This is a genomic window from Paenibacillus sp. Y412MC10, assembly GCF_000024685.1.
GTDB classification, from domain to species: domain Bacteria; phylum Bacillota; class Bacilli; order Paenibacillales; family Paenibacillaceae; genus Paenibacillus_AQ; species Paenibacillus_AQ lautus_A.
Map to the genome: position 1 here is coordinate 6,634,773 of NC_013406.1, position 14,756 is coordinate 6,649,528.

General features: G+C 55.0%; 14 protein-coding genes and 1 riboswitch. All 14 genes read right to left on the minus strand.

The window, feature by feature from the left end; translation table 11 throughout:
* Positions 1-74: 74 nt before the first annotated feature.
* Entirely contained in the window at positions 75-1,232 is a 1,158-nt protein-coding gene (gene wecB, locus GYMC10_RS29380) for a non-hydrolyzing UDP-N-acetylglucosamine 2-epimerase (protein WP_015737750.1), read from the minus strand.
* Between the two features lie 71 nt (positions 1,233-1,303).
* Entirely contained in the window at positions 1,304-1,933 is a 630-nt protein-coding gene (upp, locus tag GYMC10_RS29385) for a uracil phosphoribosyltransferase (RefSeq protein ID WP_006213103.1), read from the minus strand.
* A 335-nt stretch (positions 1,934-2,268) separates the two neighbouring features.
* Entirely contained in the window at positions 2,269-3,519 is a 1,251-nt protein-coding gene (gene glyA, locus GYMC10_RS29390) for a serine hydroxymethyltransferase (protein ID WP_009590552.1), read from the minus strand.
* Between the two features lie 90 nt (positions 3,520-3,609).
* On the minus strand, positions 3,610-4,194 hold the full coding sequence (locus tag GYMC10_RS29395) for a TIGR01440 family protein (protein WP_015737751.1): 585 nt from the start codon (positions 4,192-4,194) through the stop codon (positions 3,610-3,612).
* A gap of 80 nt (positions 4,195-4,274) precedes the next feature.
* Positions 4,275-4,739, minus strand: coding sequence for a ribose 5-phosphate isomerase B (gene rpiB / locus GYMC10_RS29400; RefSeq protein WP_009590548.1), 465 nt, complete (start codon positions 4,737-4,739; stop codon positions 4,275-4,277).
* Positions 4,740-4,853: 114 nt separating this feature from the next.
* Positions 4,854-4,935: riboswitch (ZMP/ZTP riboswitch) on the minus strand.
* A 107-nt stretch (positions 4,936-5,042) separates the two neighbouring features.
* Positions 5,043-5,630 carry a low molecular weight protein arginine phosphatase gene (locus GYMC10_RS29405; protein ID WP_009590545.1) on the minus strand — a complete coding sequence of 196 codons (588 nt, stop codon included), beginning with the start codon at positions 5,628-5,630 and terminating at the stop codon, positions 5,043-5,045.
* Between the two features lie 55 nt (positions 5,631-5,685).
* A complete protein-coding gene (locus tag GYMC10_RS29410) occupies positions 5,686-6,249 on the minus strand; it encodes a manganese efflux pump MntP family protein (protein ID WP_015737752.1) in 564 nt (187 codons plus the stop codon).
* A 69-nt stretch (positions 6,250-6,318) separates the two neighbouring features.
* Positions 6,319-7,497 carry an L-threonylcarbamoyladenylate synthase gene (locus GYMC10_RS29415; RefSeq protein WP_041622069.1) on the minus strand — a complete coding sequence of 393 codons (1,179 nt, stop codon included), beginning with the start codon at positions 7,495-7,497 and terminating at the stop codon, positions 6,319-6,321.
* Between the two features lie 198 nt (positions 7,498-7,695).
* On the minus strand, positions 7,696-8,394 hold the full coding sequence (gene spoIIR, locus GYMC10_RS29425; RefSeq protein ID WP_015737754.1) for a stage II sporulation protein R: 699 nt from the start codon (positions 8,392-8,394) through the stop codon (positions 7,696-7,698).
* A gap of 239 nt (positions 8,395-8,633) precedes the next feature.
* Complete coding sequence (locus tag GYMC10_RS29430) at positions 8,634-9,815, minus strand: FtsW/RodA/SpoVE family cell cycle protein (protein WP_015737755.1); 1,182 nt, start codon at positions 9,813-9,815, stop codon at positions 8,634-8,636.
* Between the two features lie 310 nt (positions 9,816-10,125).
* Positions 10,126-11,313, minus strand: a complete 1,188-nt coding sequence (locus tag GYMC10_RS29435) for an FtsW/RodA/SpoVE family cell cycle protein (RefSeq protein ID WP_015737756.1) — start codon at positions 11,311-11,313, stop codon at positions 10,126-10,128.
* Positions 11,314-11,448: 135 nt separating this feature from the next.
* Positions 11,449-12,339, minus strand: a complete 891-nt coding sequence (gene prmC, locus GYMC10_RS29440; RefSeq protein ID WP_015737757.1) for a peptide chain release factor N(5)-glutamine methyltransferase — start codon at positions 12,337-12,339, stop codon at positions 11,449-11,451.
* A 4-nt stretch (positions 12,340-12,343) separates the two neighbouring features.
* Positions 12,344-13,411: a peptide chain release factor 1 gene (gene prfA / locus GYMC10_RS29445; protein ID WP_015737758.1), complete on the minus strand. Its 1,068-nt coding sequence runs from the start codon at positions 13,409-13,411 to the stop codon at positions 12,344-12,346.
* A 224-nt stretch (positions 13,412-13,635) separates the two neighbouring features.
* Positions 13,636-14,736, minus strand: coding sequence for a redox-regulated ATPase YchF (ychF, locus tag GYMC10_RS29450; RefSeq protein ID WP_015737759.1), 1,101 nt, complete (start codon positions 14,734-14,736; stop codon positions 13,636-13,638).
* Positions 14,737-14,756 lie beyond the last annotated feature (20 nt).

Genomic DNA, 14,756 nt, shown 5'->3' on the forward strand with positions numbered 1-14,756 from the left:
AAATTGCGCAAAACGCCGCGGTAACCGTACAGTTCAACTGTATGCTGTCCCCTTGCCAATCAGAATACGGTAAACTATGCCTTTGTGAACATTCTGTGAAATTCCTCAGGACGCTCTTTTCGAATGCCAAAATGGTGCAAAATCGCATTGACAATTCGCTGGGAAGCTTGCCCATCCCCGTAAGGATTAGCTGCTTTGCTCATCTTGTCATAGAGCTCCTGATCGGTCAGCAGAGCCTTAATGCGTTCGTACACATTCTCTTCCTGGGTGCCTACCAGCTCCAGGGTGCCGGCTTCAATGCCCTCCGGACGTTCCGTCGTGTCCCGAAGCACCAGCGTCGGCACGCCGAAGGACGGAGCTTCCTCTTGCATGCCGCCCGAATCCGTAATGATGAAATGCGTACGTGTGTAGATATTATTCATATCCACGACATCCAGCGGTTCAATCAGCTTGATGCGCGGGTGGTTCCCCAAAATGCGGTGAGCCGGCTCTTTGACGGCAGGGCTCGGATGCACAGGGTAGACGATGGCGATATCCTCGAACTCGTCGGCAATGCGCTTCACCGCTTCAAAAATCTGACGGTGCGGCTCCCCTTGGGATTCGCGGCGGTGCGCCGTCATCAGGATCAGGCGCTTGTCCTGTGCCCAATCCAGAACCGGATGGGTATATCCTTCCCGCACCGTATACTGGAACACGTCCGTGGCGGTGTTGCCCGTCACGTAAATGCGGGATTCCGGCTTGTTCTCCTTGCGGAGATTCTCGGCAGACCAGTCCGTCGGCGCAAAGTGCAGATCGGCCAGCACGCCGGTCAGCTGACGGTTCATTTCTTCAGGATAAGGATTCAGCTTGTTCCATGTGCGAAGACCGGCCTCTACATGGCCGACCTGAATCTGCTGCAGGAAGGCTGCATAGCTGGCCAGGAACGTTGTCAGCGTGTCGCCGTGCACCAGCACGATATCCGGCTTGGCCTCGCGCAGGACAGGCTCAAGCCCCTCCAGAACGCGTACGGTGATCTCATTCAGCGTCTGACGGTCTTTCATCACGTCCAAGTCGTAGTCCGGAACAATCTTGAACACGTCAAGCACCTGATCCAGCATTTGCCGATGCTGCGCAGTTACACAAACCACCGATTCGATATGCTCCGGATGGCGCTGAAGTTCCAGAATAAGCGGCGCCATCTTGATCGCTTCGGGGCGGACCCCAAATATCGTCATCACTTTCACTTTTGACATGTTTGAAATTACCCCTCTTTGCATGCTTGTTTTTTCAAATATTCAAGTGGTACGAATGACAGGCAGGGCTCTTATTTCGTGCCGTACAGCCGATCTCCTGCATCACCCAGGCCCGGTACGATGTAGCCGTGGTCGTTGAGCCCTTCATCCAGAGCAGCAACGTAAATATCCACGTCCGGATGAGCGTCATGCACGGCCTTCACGCCTTCCGGCGCAGCCACGAGATTCATCATTTTGATCTGGGTGCAGCCGCGCTTCTTCAGCACGTCGATCGCAGCGATGGCCGATCCGCCCGTTGCCAGCATCGGATCGATGACGATCAATTCCCGCTCCGTCACGTCGGTTGGAAGCTTCGTATAATATTCCACGGGCTGAAGCGTTTCCGGGTCGCGGAACAATCCGACATGCCCTACCTTGGCAGCGGGAAGCAGCTTGACCACGCCGTCCAGCATGCCAAGACCCGCACGCAGGATCGGCACGAGGCCGAGCATCCGGCCGGAAATGACTTTCCCTTGGGTTTCGGCTACCGGCGTCTGAACAGATATCGATTCAAGGGGAACCTCCCGCGTAATTTCATAAGCCATCAAAGTCGCGACTTCATCTACCAATTCGCGAAAGTCTTTTGTGTTAGTCCGCATATCGCGTATAAATGTAAGTTTGTGTTGAATCAACGGGTGATCACAAATCACCAATTTTCCCATGTCTGGTCCCTCCGGTTTGAATGCAAATGTTATTTCAATATGGGCGTAAATACTTGTGAGCTCCATAAATCCTGTCTATTATATCATTCCCTCTAGTCAATTGACACCTGCACGAGTCATGTTTATTTCCGTGAGTTTTGACCTTATAACCGGATCTGCGTCAGCCCTGCACCTAGGTTTTCCATTTTCGCCTGTATTGATCCTCACCGCGAAGCGACCCGACCGGGAACATGCGAGCATAGCAATCTGGCCAGAATGTGACAGCTCCTAAAAGAGGACCCCACCTTCAGGTGGGGTCCTCTTATCATAGGCCTCTTATGCTGACGAAACTGTGATTAATATTTCATTTCGGCATAAAGAGGATATTGATCCGTAAGCTCAGCCACCAAACGGCCCGCTTTTTCCAGCGTTGCTTCGTCTTTAGGCTGCTTCAAGGTCATGGCAATAATCTTCGCGATTTTCACCATCGCCTGCTCATCCATGCCGCGGGAGGTTACCGCCGGCGTACCGATACGGATACCGCTCGTGACGAACGGGCTCGTCGGATCAAACGGGATGGCGTTCTTGTTGACGGTAATCCCGATGGAATCCAGCACCTTCTCTGCGTCTTTGCCGGTGATGTCCAGATTGCGGGTATCGACCAGCATCAGATGGTTATCGGTTCCGCCGGAAACGATGTTCAGGCCTTCCTCGATCAGGGTGTCAGCCAGCACTTTCGCGTTCTTCACGACGTTCTCTGCATACGTCTTGAAGGACGGATCCAATGCTTCGCCAAGCGCAACGGCCTTGGAAGCAATGACATGCATGAGCGGTCCGCCCTGGGAGCCTGGGAACACCGCTTTGTCGATCGCCTGTGCCCATGCCTTCTTGCACAGAATCATGCCGCCGCGAGGTCCGCGAAGGGTCTTGTGCGTCGTGGTGGTTACGAAATGGGCATGCGGAACCGGATTCGGGTGAAGACCCGCGGCAACGAGACCCGCAATATGAGCCATATCGACCATGAACAATGCGCCTACGTCGTTCGCGATGGCAGCAAGCTTCTCGAAATCAATGATGCGAGGATATGCACTTGCACCCGCCACGATCAGACGAGGACGGTGTTTGAAAGCCGCTTTGCGGACTTCGTCGTAATCGATAAGGAACGTGTCTTCCTGCACGCCGTATGCAACGAAATTGTACAGAAGGCCGGACGCGTTAACCGGGCTTCCGTGAGTCAAATGGCCGCCGTGGGCCAGGTTCATGCCGAGCACGGTATCTCCAGGCTTGAGCGCAGCCAAATACACCGCCATGTTCGCTTGGGCGCCGGAGTGCGGCTGAACGTTGGCATGCTCGGCACCGAACAATTCCTTCGCGCGGTCGCGGGCGATATCCTCCACGATATCCACTCGCTCACAGCCGCCGTAATAACGCTTGCCAGGGTAGCCTTCCGCATATTTATTCGTCAGCACCGTCCCCATGGCTTCCATAACCGCTTCGCTGACGATGTTCTCGGAGGCAATCAGCTCAATGTTGCTGCGTTGACGCTTCAGTTCCAAATCCATCGCTTCCAATACAGCCGGGTCATTCTTCCGCAAATGTTCCATCATGTTCATATCCTCCCATAATCAATCGTTATTTTCTCTTGCCAAGTCAAGACTACAAGTTTACCTAATGACTAAAGCGAGCTCTCATTCGAATCAATCGCACATTGTGGAATCATCCCGCTGCTCAAGCCGGTACACGGCGCGTTCCCCACCGATCAGCTTCGGCCGGGTGTAAGCCGCCGTTACGCGCGCATCGCCGATATAACGCTCGCTCGGCCTGAACGGAACCGCCACTCTCCGCAAATGCATGCCGATCAGCGTCTCGCCGATATCGACACCCGCATGGGCCTCAATGGATTCCGCAAGGCAGGGCTCCTTCATACTCCGATACGCCGCCGAGGCCATGGAGCCTCCCGCCCCCGGAATCGGTACAGCCGCCACTTCCGTCAGGCGCAGCTCTTCAAGCAGTCCCCGCTCCATGACTAGCGCCCGGTTCAAATGCTCACAGCATTGATAGGCTACAGCGAAGCCGAATTCCGCTTGAACCTCGGCAATGCCCTGAAGAAGCTGCTGCGCCGTTTCAAGAGCGCCGCCTGTGCCGATCCGGCGTCCGACCACTTCACTGGTGCTGGCTCCGATGACCAGCACCTTGCCCGGTCCTAAGGCTGCCGCTTCGGCCAGCTCGCGGACGATCCGCGCCGTCTGTTCGCTCAAGGAAACCTTGGAGATATCCGTCATGTCACAGTCCTCCCGATGAATTTTTTCACAGAAGATGCTTCATTCCATACGCAATAACCGCAGCAGCTTTACGCGTCGACCTATCGCGATTCGCTCTTCAGGTAACGCTCCTCGATGGCCTTGATCTTGTTTACGCGGCCGACATGACGTTCGCCCTGGCTGAAATCCGTTGTCAGCCATGCGCTGACGATCTCGGCAGCAAGCCCGGGGCCGACGACGCGCTCGCCCAGCGCAATCACGTTGCTGTCATTATGCTCACGCGTGGCTTTGGCCGAAAATACATCATGCGTCAGCGCGCAGCGGATGCCCGGCACCTTGTTGGCGGCAATGCTCATGCCGATTCCCGTTCCGCAGATCAGGATGCCCCGATCCGCTTCACCCGAGACCACCTTCTCGCACACCGGAAGCGCGTAATCGGGATAATCCACGGAATCGGAACAGCCGCAGCCAAGATCCTCCACCTCGTGTCCAAGACCCCGAATGACCTCCACGATCTCCTCTTTCAGACGAATGCCGGCATGATCGGTACCCAATGCAATTTTCATCTATGAAAAACCCCCTCGAATGTTCGCTTTTGCGTTTTAGCTTGTTTCATTATAACCCAAACTCCACGCAAAAGACGAAAAAAGAGCAGTCGGCGCACGTATTGTGCTCCAAATGCTCTTTGCCCAGGCGACCGGCCGTATATTCCGATGCTCCATCGTGGTTTCATCCACTTCGTCGCCAGTTACATCGGATTCATGTTTTTCACCTTCATCTTAAAGCAATACCCTGCGAAAGGCAAGCGGCTTTTTTAGCCATATTGAGCCCGGATCCAGATTTACTCTTCGCTTCCGTGGAAGCCGATCCTATTTATGCTGATCCGCTTCCAGCTTGTCCAGCAGGCGGAAGAGCGCCGTCCGAATCTCCGCCGCCGTCGCCTCGTACTCCTCCCGCGAGCCGCCGAAGGGATCGGAGATATCGAAGCTCGGAATGCGCTGGCGCAGCTCGATCAGACGCTCCCGGTCGCGGTCGCTGACATCGCGGCCCAGCGATCTGGCCAGCTCGAGCGTTGCGTACAGGCTGTCCTGCTCCCGCAGATCATCCAGCACCCGCCGGTCATCCTCCACAAATTCCTTCAGCGTGTGCATCTTGTCGGCGGCATGCGGGAACTGCCGAATCGCATACTGCTTATGCGACTGGGTCAGCGTCAGAATCAGGTCTGCCCATTCCACCAGATTCGCGGTCAGCGGCTTAGATACCAAGCGATCTTGAATATCCTGGTCCCGCAGTATCGATTCCGCATGACGGGATACCGGCATGCCGTCTACGGCCGAGACGCCGGCGGATTGCGTTTCCAGCGGAATGCCCCGCTGTTTGGCGAGCTTGCGCAGCATTCCTTCCGCCATCGGACTGCGGCAGGTATTCCCCGTGCAGACAAACAATATATTTTTCACGGTCCCGTACCTCCCCGTTGTAGGTTGTTTTGGGATTATTGTAACAAATATTGCGTCAAAAGATAAACATCACGCCAAAGATGATCAAAATCAGTCCGCCCAGCATTTCGCCGTACTCTCCCAGCTTGTTGCTCACCTGACGGCCGAGCAGCAGGCCGAGAATGGACAGCAAACCGCCCACGACGCCGAAGGAGATCACGATCAGCAGCACATCATCCACGAACATCCCGAGCGAAACGCCTACCGAGAAGGAGTCGATGCTGACGCTTAGCGAAAACAACAGCATGCCCAAGAACGCGGTAGGATGAATGCGCTGACCTTCCCCGCCCCGCCAAGCATTATACAGCATATGCCCGCCCAGCAGGAGGAGCAGCCCGCCTGCCGCAAACCCTGTGACGTGCCCCAGCAGCATGCCTACATAGCGGCCGGCAAACAAGCCGGCCAGCGGCATAAGCATGTGAAACAACGCGATCATGAAGCTGATGCCCAGCATATGGCCTAAACGCATGCCGCCTCTCATTCCGACTCCGATACCAAGCGAAAATGCGTCTAGCCCGAGTGCAACCGCCATCAGCAGAATCGCCGCAAGCTGTCCCGATTGGACAGACGCCTCCAACATCCCCATTCCCCCAAGTCCCATGGTCTTGTACACCATATGCGGACAAGGGGGAAATCATGCTAAAACCGTTTAATCGGCATCTTCATGGACGTGGATGATGTGATGTCCCGCGGCCTTCAGCAGCCGGTTCATGACGGCTGCGCCAAGCCCCTGGTCCGGGCACGCTTCGGCCAGGATGAAGGTCGCGCCTTCTTCATCGAAGCGGCGCAGGCCGGCGTACAGCCGGCGGGCCGCTTCCTCCGGCGCAGCCAGGCTGCCGAGCGAGACGGCAACGTCCGCAGCGTAGTGACCGATGTGCTCGTCGAACGACAGCACGCCGGTCACCTCCCCGCGCCGGGCCGCCGCCTCGAGCTCGGCCGCGATGCGTGCCGACACCGTATCGGCACGCGGGCCCTGGACCACGCACATCGCACCTTTCGGTGCGTAGTGCGTGTATTTCATGCCCGGCGAGCGCGGCGCCGGGCTCTCCGCCTCCCCGGCGGCGCGCTGCAGCGCCGGGTCCTGGCGCACGCTTGCCGCCACCGCGGCAAGCTGCTCGGCCGTGACGCCGCCCGGGCGGAGCACCGTGACGGCACCGTCTTCGCCGACCTGCACCACCGTCGACTCGACGCCCACCCCGGCCGGGCCGCCGTCGAGCACGCCGTCGATCGCCCCCGCCAGATCCTCCAGCACATGGCTGGCCAGCGTCGGGCTTGGCCGGCCGGAGCGATTCGCGCTCGGTGCGGCGAGCGGACAACCGGCGGCGCTGATCAGAGCCAGCGCCACGCGGTGATCCGGCATCCGCACGGCAACCGTATCGAGCCCGGCCGTCACGCGAGGCGATACGGCGCCCGGTTTCACGGGCAGCACCAGCGACAGCGGTCCGGGCCAGAACGACGCCATCAGCGCCCGCTCCGTCTCGTTCACCTGTTGGACCAAGCCGTCAAGCTGAGCCAGCTCCGAGATATGCACGATTAATGGATTGTCCGATGGCCGACCCTTGGCGGCGAAGATGCGCTCGACCGCCTCCGTATTGCCGGCGTCAGCACCAAGTCCGTACACCGTTTCCGTCGGAAAAGCCACCGTACCGCCCTGTGCAAGCACCTGTCCTGCTTCGTGCAGCGCCTGCTTCGCTTCCTTCTCGGACCCGAGGTTCTCCTTGGAGAGGGAGCTTAAGACGTGCCACACTTTGGTTGGTTTCGATGCAGCATTCCGGGAGCCTTGTTCCCGCTGCAGGTTGCGTTCCTTGCCATTCCCGTTCTGTTCCATACCTATCCCAAGCTTTCTGTATATGAAATATATAAACACCCAAACTCGTTTTGCCTATGATCCAAAAGAAAAAGCGCTTCTCGTTCTTCAGTCCCGTGCCGGTTCCCATTCAAACCAGTCGCGCCAAAGAGAAAGCACTCTTCTTCATCCAAGTTTATCATACCCGATCCGTATTGGAAATCCATACGCGGGATCATCCTAAAACAAGCTTACCACCCAGTTCCAAATGCCAAGGAACATATCCCACAGGAAGAAGCGGACCTCCGGCTCGCTTTCGCTTGCCTTCTTCGGCGCTTCCTCCGGAGAAGCGTCGTCGCCCGCATCGGCGGACACCGTTTGGATCCCCGTCTCGACAGGCTGCGCCGCCGCATCCCCGCTGCCGCCGTCGATGAAGCAAAGCGGCGGGAACAGGACGCACCACCAGTTTTGTCCTTGGCCTTCGCCTAGCGTAATCCGCAGCGCATCGTAATCGCCCGCCGGATACACTGTGCCCCCGTACAATTTGGTCGGAAACGGCACAACGCCAAGCTCTACATCGTAATTGTAGGTAATTCCTCTTTTTCTCAGCTCTTCACCCACCAGCTGGCGGATTTCGGGAAGATGCTGCCGGGTTAATGCTTTGGCGTCTTCCAGGCTTTGCGGGTTCTCCAGCTGCAGGACCCACAGCTGCATTTGCTCAACGACCGCGTCACGAATCTCTCTTTTGACGAGCTGATCGGACGGGTTATCTGAATTCGCGAGAATGCGAAGCCGTATCGATTCTTGAGGGATTGGACCGCCAACAACGGAAGTATCGATCTGCTGTCCCTCCCAAGCCATGATGACCATAAACATGCAGGATAAGAGCACAACCATTTTTTTTACGATAATACGGAGGGTTTCACTATAATTTGTCATCTCGGACAACCGCCTCTCTATGAACGAAACTCTATGATGCTATCAGTATGTCCGCCCCAAAAAGATATAAACGTGGAATCTAGCAAATTGAAAAAAATTCATAGATTGATGCATCATGACTAACAAAAAAGATGCCGTCCCCATGGGAACGGCATCTTCTCATACTAATGACGATTCGGTTTTGGTTATATTCATAATAACTGCACCCAGACCGCGGCAAAGTTCCACCCGACCATCATCTAAGCCTGCTGCTTAGCGGCCGCCGGGCGATACGCATGCGGATCCGGCATATCTTCCTCCACTTCCTGACCATGCAGCTTGACGCTCATGGCGACCCCGAGACTCGCCATACTAATCACAAGGGACGTTCCCCCGTAACTGATGAAGGGCAGCGTAATCCCCGTCAGCGGCATCAAGCCGATAAACATCCCGATATTCTCGAAGATCTGATATAAAAACATGGCCACGATTCCTATGATTAGAAACGGTCCCGCACGCTCCCGGGATTCCAGGGAGATCAGGATCAGCCGATGGATCAGGATGAAATACAACAGCAGCAGGACGGAGGAACCAATAAAGCCAAACTCCTCGGCAATCTGCACAAAGATGGAGTCGGAGTACGCATAAGGCACCCGGCCCGACTGTATCGACGACCCCTGCATGTAGCCTTCGCCGCTCATGCCGCCGGAGGCGATGGCAAGCTTCGCATTCGTCGTATGATAACTGGCCTTGGCGGTCGCTTTCTCCGGATACAGCCACGGATCAATCCGTTCCACCCAGTGCGGCTTCAGTATTTTCGATTCCAGCAGTTCATCATGATAATGAATGTAAGCCTGGGCGCCGCCGAAGGCCACTCCTGCCACCAATACAAGCCCGATCAGCGCATGGGAGAACTTGACGTTCCCGATCCATAGCAGTCCCAGCAAAATGATGACATAGCTAAGCGCGTTCCCCAGGTCATTCTGAGCCATGACGAGCACGAAAGGCACGAACGCCAACAGTCCGATCGGAACGACGTCCTTCCAGAAGGACAGCAGCGGTTTGTTTTTTCGCACCAATACAAAAGAAAGAAATATGATCAGGATCAGCTTGAACAATTCAGCAGGCTGTATACTTAAACTGCCAATGTAAATCCAGCCTTGGGCGCCGTTAATATCCTTACCGATAAACATCACGAGGACCAGCACGGCTAGACCGCCTAAGTATATATATTTGGCATATTTAATCAGTAGCCGATAATCCAGCAGGCTAATTCCGAAAAAAGCCATGAAGCCGACAATATAAAAAGCAACCATGCGGAGATGAGAGCCTTCAAATTTGGTGTCGACGGTCGTGCTGTATATGGACGTAATGCTGATACCCATCATCAAAACCAGTACGAAAACAATAACGTAATCCATCTTCTTGAATTTCTGAAGCATGCTTTGATCCCCCTGTGCCCGGAGACACGAACCCCCGGTTTGCCTATACAGGCATATAACGATTATTCGAAAAGAAAGTTTGCCTTGGCCTTATCGTCGTTGATACTCATCTTTCCATAAACCCTAATCTGAAGGTGGCATTACGGTCAAGATTTTCAGGGATCCTGCCATGCAAGCCCCTAATGAATTATTCTAAAAGATTTTCACCCCTAACACAATTCGCGATCCTCTTTCCAGAATACCGGAGAAAAAACAAAAGAGATGCTGCTTTCGATAGCATCTCTCCGATTCTAAACCCTAATTAACCGCATTAAGCCTGTTTGCTTGGCGCGGAACGGTATGTTTGCGGATTCGGCATATCCTCCTCCACTTCCTGTCCGTGCAGCTTCACGCTCATGGCAACCCCGAGGCACGCCATATTAATGATAAGCGATGTTCCGCCGTAACTGATGAAGGGCAAGGTGATTCCCGTCAAAGGCATCAAGCCGATAAACATGCCGATGTTCTCAAAGATTTGGTACAGCAGCATGGCAACGATGCCGATGATCAGAAACGGACCCGCTTTTTCCCGACTTTCCAGCGAAATCAGGATCATCCTGTGAATGAGTATGAAATATAACAGCAACAGAACGGAAGAGCCGATAAAGCCGTATTCCTCCGCAATTTGCACAAAAATCGAATCCGAATACGTATAAGGTACGCGCGAAGATTGCACGGAGCTGCCTTCCAAGTACCCCTCTCCGCTCATACCGCCTGAAGCAATGGCCAGCTTTGCATTGTTCGTATGATAACTGGCCTTCGCGGTAGCTTTTTCGGGCACCAGCCATGGATCGATCCGTTCCATCCAATGACCGCGGCTCTCCATGATTTTCGATTCTTTAATTTCATCATGAAAGTGGATGTAGGCCTGTGCTCCGCCAAAGGCAATGCCGGCTACCAGCAGCAGTCCGATCAGCGCGTGCGAAAACTTCACGTTGCCGATCCATAACAACCCGAGCAGTATGACAATATAACTGAGTCCGTTCCCCAAGTCATTCTGAACCATGACGATGGCAAACGGAATGAACGTCAGAAAACCAATCGGTACGATATCCCGCCAGAAAGACAGCCTCGATTTGTCCTTGCGAATAAGGACATAGGTAATAAATATGATCAATACCAGCTTAAATAATTCGGCAGGCTGAATATCCACGATGCCGAGATTGATCCAGCCCGTGGCATTATTTTTGGTTTGACCGATGAAGGAAGGCAGCAACAGCGTGATTAACCCTCCGATATAGATGTGCAGCGCATATTTATTCCATATTCGATAATCAATCAAACTAAGCCCGAAAAAAGCCGCGAAACCGAGGATATAAAATACTGCCATTTTAATATGGTGACCCTCGAACCCGGCGGTATCGAACGTGGCGCTATATATCGACGTGATGCTGACGACCATTAGCATCAGCAGCACAAACACAATGACAAAATCTATCTTCTTGAACTTCTGAAGCATGCTTTCGGTCCCCCTGTGCCCGGAGCCCGTAAACCCCGATGTACCCATTCAGGCAGAATAACCATCTGTTCGAACAAACCAACGTTCATTCTGCAGCCCATCCTCTATTTTAAAAGAAATCGGACCCGAATACAATTAACGGAAAATTCCCAGAACATGCCGGTCAATCCCCGCCAAATCGGGTACCGTGACGATTTCCTCCCAGTATCCTGCCTTCCGCAGCAGTTCCGCTACATCCCCGGCCTGGCCCATGCCCAGCTCAAAAGCGATCAGGCGCGGCGGCGCCGATAGAAAGGGCAGCTGCGCCATCATGATCCGGTACGGATTCAATCCGTCCGGCCCGCCATCCAGAGCCGTGCGCGGTTCATAGTCCCGGACTTCCGGCTGCAGCTCTTCGATATCCTCCGCCGGAATGTACGGCGGATTGGAGACAAGGATGTCCGGCCCCATGCCGGCGAACGGCTCCAGCAGGTTCCCCTGCCGGAACTCAACCTGGGCGCCCAGCTTCTTCGCGTTCCGCGCGGCAACCTCCAGCGCATCGGGCGAAATATCGCTCGCAAACACATCCCATCCCTTTGACTGCAAAGCCAACGTGATGGCGATGGCCCCGCTGCCGGTGCCGATGTCGACGACCTTCAGCCCTCCATCCGGTTGCGGGGTAAGCTCCTGTCCGTACTTCAGCACCGCTTCCACGAGCAGCTCCGTTTCGGGGCGCGGAATAAGAACCGCCGGCGTGACGTCGAACGGCCGGCCGTAAAACTCCTGTTCGCCGATAATGTACTGCGCCGGAACGCCCTCCGCTTTGCGAGTGATTGCTTCTTCCAAAGCGAGGCGGCGGCCCTCAGGAAACGGATCCGTGAGCGCCATGTAATATGAGGTTCCCGACAGTCCGAGCACATGCTCCAGCAGCAGCTGCGCATTCCGCTGCGGCTCCATCACCCGCATGCGGTCTAAAAAAGAAGAAGCCTCCACAAAGGCTTCCCTGATGCTGCGCTTCGGCGTCAATTCAAATATCGTCCGCTTCAAAGCGTTATACTCCTTTTTCCATCGCTTCAGCCTGCTCCGCAAGGGTCAGCGCCGAAACGATCTCTTCAATCTCCCCGTTCATCACTTGATCCAGCTTGTGAACGGTAAGTCCGATCCGATGGTCGGTCACGCGGCTTTGCGGGAAGTTGTACGTCCGGATCCGCTCGCTGCGGTCACCGGTGCCGACTTTGCTCTTGCGCTCCCCGGCGTACTTCGCTTCTTCCTCTTGACGCATCATATCGAAGATACGGGCGCGAAGCACCTGCAGCGCCTTCTCCTTGTTGGAGTTCTGCGATTTGCCGTCTTGGCATGTAGCCACGATGCCGGTCGGAATATGCGTTACGCGCACCGCCGACTTGGTGGTGTTAACGGACTGACCGCCTGCGCCGCTGGAGCAGAAGGTGTCCACGCGGATATCCTTGTCATGAATCTCGATATCCACTTCTTCCGCCTCCGGCATAACCGCCACGGTGGATGTTGAGGTATGGATGCGGCCTCCGGACTCCGTGGTCGGAATACGCTGCACACGGTGAGCGCCGCTCTCGAATTTCATTTTGCTGTATGCGCCGCGGCCGTTGATCATGAAGATGACTTCCTTGAATCCGCCCAGGTCGTTCGTGTTGACGTCCATCAGTTCAACCTTCCAGCCCTGGGTATCGGCATAACGGGTATACATCCGGTACAGGTCAGAAGCGAATAGCGCCGCCTCGTCGCCACCGGCCGCGCCGCGAATCTCGATGATGACGTTCTTGTCATCGTTCGGGTCCTTCGGCAGCAGCAGGATTCGAATTCTCTCCGCCAGCTCTTGCTCGCGCTGGGTGAGCTCCTCGATCTCCATTTTCACCATTTCGCGCATCTCGTCGTCCATCTTTTCGCCCTGCATGGTTTTGGCAGCTTCGAGTTCTTCAATGACGTTTTTATATTCAACATAAGCCTCATAAGCAGGCTGTAAATCGGATTGTTCTTTGGAATAATCCCTGAGCTTCTTGGAGTCATTAGCGACATCGGGATCGCACAACAGCTCGCTTAACTTCTCGTAACGGTCCGCAAGGGATTGTAATCGGTCCAACAAAGGAATTCACCTCTCTAAGATATATTCCTGAAGATATGCCATTTCGCACTCCATCTCGCATGAGTTATGAAGTGTAAACGACTTTTTATTTTACCATGAAACGACACGTTTGACTAGCAGGCATTTGACCGATGAAAGGGTACTCGTCTTTCCGATCGCTTCAAAAAAACCACGGTCCCATGCACAGAGCGACATGGAGCCATGGTCTTTGAAACCTTCATCGATTACACGTTAAAACGGAAGTGCATAACGTCGCCGTCGTTCACGACGTACTCTTTGCCCTCCAGACGAAGCTGTCCGCGCTCTTTCGCGCCGTTCATCGAGCCTGCCGCAACCAGGTCATCGTATGCGACGACTTCCGCACGAATGAAGCCGCGTTCGAAGTCGGTATGGATGACACCGGCCGCTTGCGGCGCCTTCGTTCCCTTGCGGATCGTCCAGGCACGCACTTCCTGCACGCCGGCCGTAAAGTAGGTATACAATCCCAAAAGACTGTATGCCGCCTTGATCAGACGGTTCAAACCGGACTCTTCCAGTCCCAGCTCCTCAAGGAACATCGCTTTATCCTCGCCTTCAAGCTCGGCGATCTCGGCCTCAACCTTCGCGCTGATCGGCACAACGATCGCGTTCTCCGCGGCCGCGAAATCGCGAACCTGCTGCACATAAGGATTGCTGTCGGCTTCCGCAACGCCGTCTTCGCTCAGGTTCGCCGCGTATAATACCGGCTTCAGCGTCAGCAGGTGCAGATCGCGCACGATCAATTTCTCATCGTCGCTCAGTTCCACGCTGCGTGCCGGCTGGTCGTTGTACAGGGCTTCCTTCAGGCGCTCCAGCAGCTCCACTTCCTGAGCATACTGCTTGTTGCCGCCCTTCATGTTCTTCTTCGCGCGGTCGATCCGCTTCTCAACGCTGTCGAGATCCGCAAGGATCAGCTCCAGATTGATCGTCTGGATGTCGCTGACCGGGTTCACTTTACCGTCGACGTGGGTAATGTTCTCGTCTTCAAAGCAGCGGACTACATGAACGATTGCATCCACTTCCCGAATATGGGCCAGAAACTTGTTCCCAAGACCTTCCCCTTTGCTCGCGCCGCGAACCAGGCCCGCGATGTCGACGAATTCGAAAGCGGTCGGCACCGTCTTGTTCGGCTGAACCAGTTCCGTCAATTTGTCAAGGCGCTCATCCGGCACTTCCACGACGCCGACGTTAGGATCAATCGTACAGAACGGGTAGTTGGCCGACTCGGCGCCCGCTTGCGTAATCGCATTAAACAATGTAGATTTGCCGACGTTCGGCAAACCGACGATTCCAGCTTTTAAAGCCATTTATGTGACAACTCCTTATC

Excerpts from the sequence above, each read along its gene's own strand:
- GYMC10_RS29410 (WP_015737752.1), bottom strand. The coding sequence starts at position 6,249 with ATGTTGGAGGCGTCTGTCCAATCGGGACAGCTTGCGGCGATTCTGCTG.
- GYMC10_RS29435 (WP_015737756.1), bottom strand. The coding sequence starts at position 11,313 with ATGCTTCAGAAGTTCAAGAAGATAGATTTTGTCATTGTGTTTGTGCTG.
- upp (WP_006213103.1), bottom strand. The coding sequence starts at position 1,933 with ATGGGAAAATTGGTGATTTGTGATCACCCGTTGATTCAACACAAACTT.
- spoIIR (WP_015737754.1), bottom strand. The coding sequence starts at position 8,394 with ATGACAAATTATAGTGAAACCCTCCGTATTATCGTAAAAAAAATGGTT.
- glyA (WP_009590552.1), bottom strand. The coding sequence starts at position 3,519 with ATGATGGAACATTTGCGGAAGAATGACCCGGCTGTATTGGAAGCGATG.
- GYMC10_RS29430 (WP_015737755.1), bottom strand. The coding sequence starts at position 9,815 with ATGCTTCAGAAATTCAAGAAGATGGATTACGTTATTGTTTTCGTACTG.
- ychF (WP_015737759.1), bottom strand. The coding sequence starts at position 14,736 with ATGGCTTTAAAAGCTGGAATCGTCGGTTTGCCGAACGTCGGCAAATCT.
- wecB (WP_015737750.1), bottom strand. The coding sequence starts at position 1,232 with ATGTCAAAAGTGAAAGTGATGACGATATTTGGGGTCCGCCCCGAAGCG.
- GYMC10_RS29415 (WP_041622069.1), bottom strand. The coding sequence starts at position 7,497 with ATGGAACAGAACGGGAATGGCAAGGAACGCAACCTGCAGCGGGAACAA.
- GYMC10_RS29395 (WP_015737751.1), bottom strand. The coding sequence starts at position 4,194 with ATGACGGATATCTCCAAGGTTTCCTTGAGCGAACAGACGGCGCGGATC.
- rpiB (WP_009590548.1), bottom strand. The coding sequence starts at position 4,739 with ATGAAAATTGCATTGGGTACCGATCATGCCGGCATTCGTCTGAAAGAG.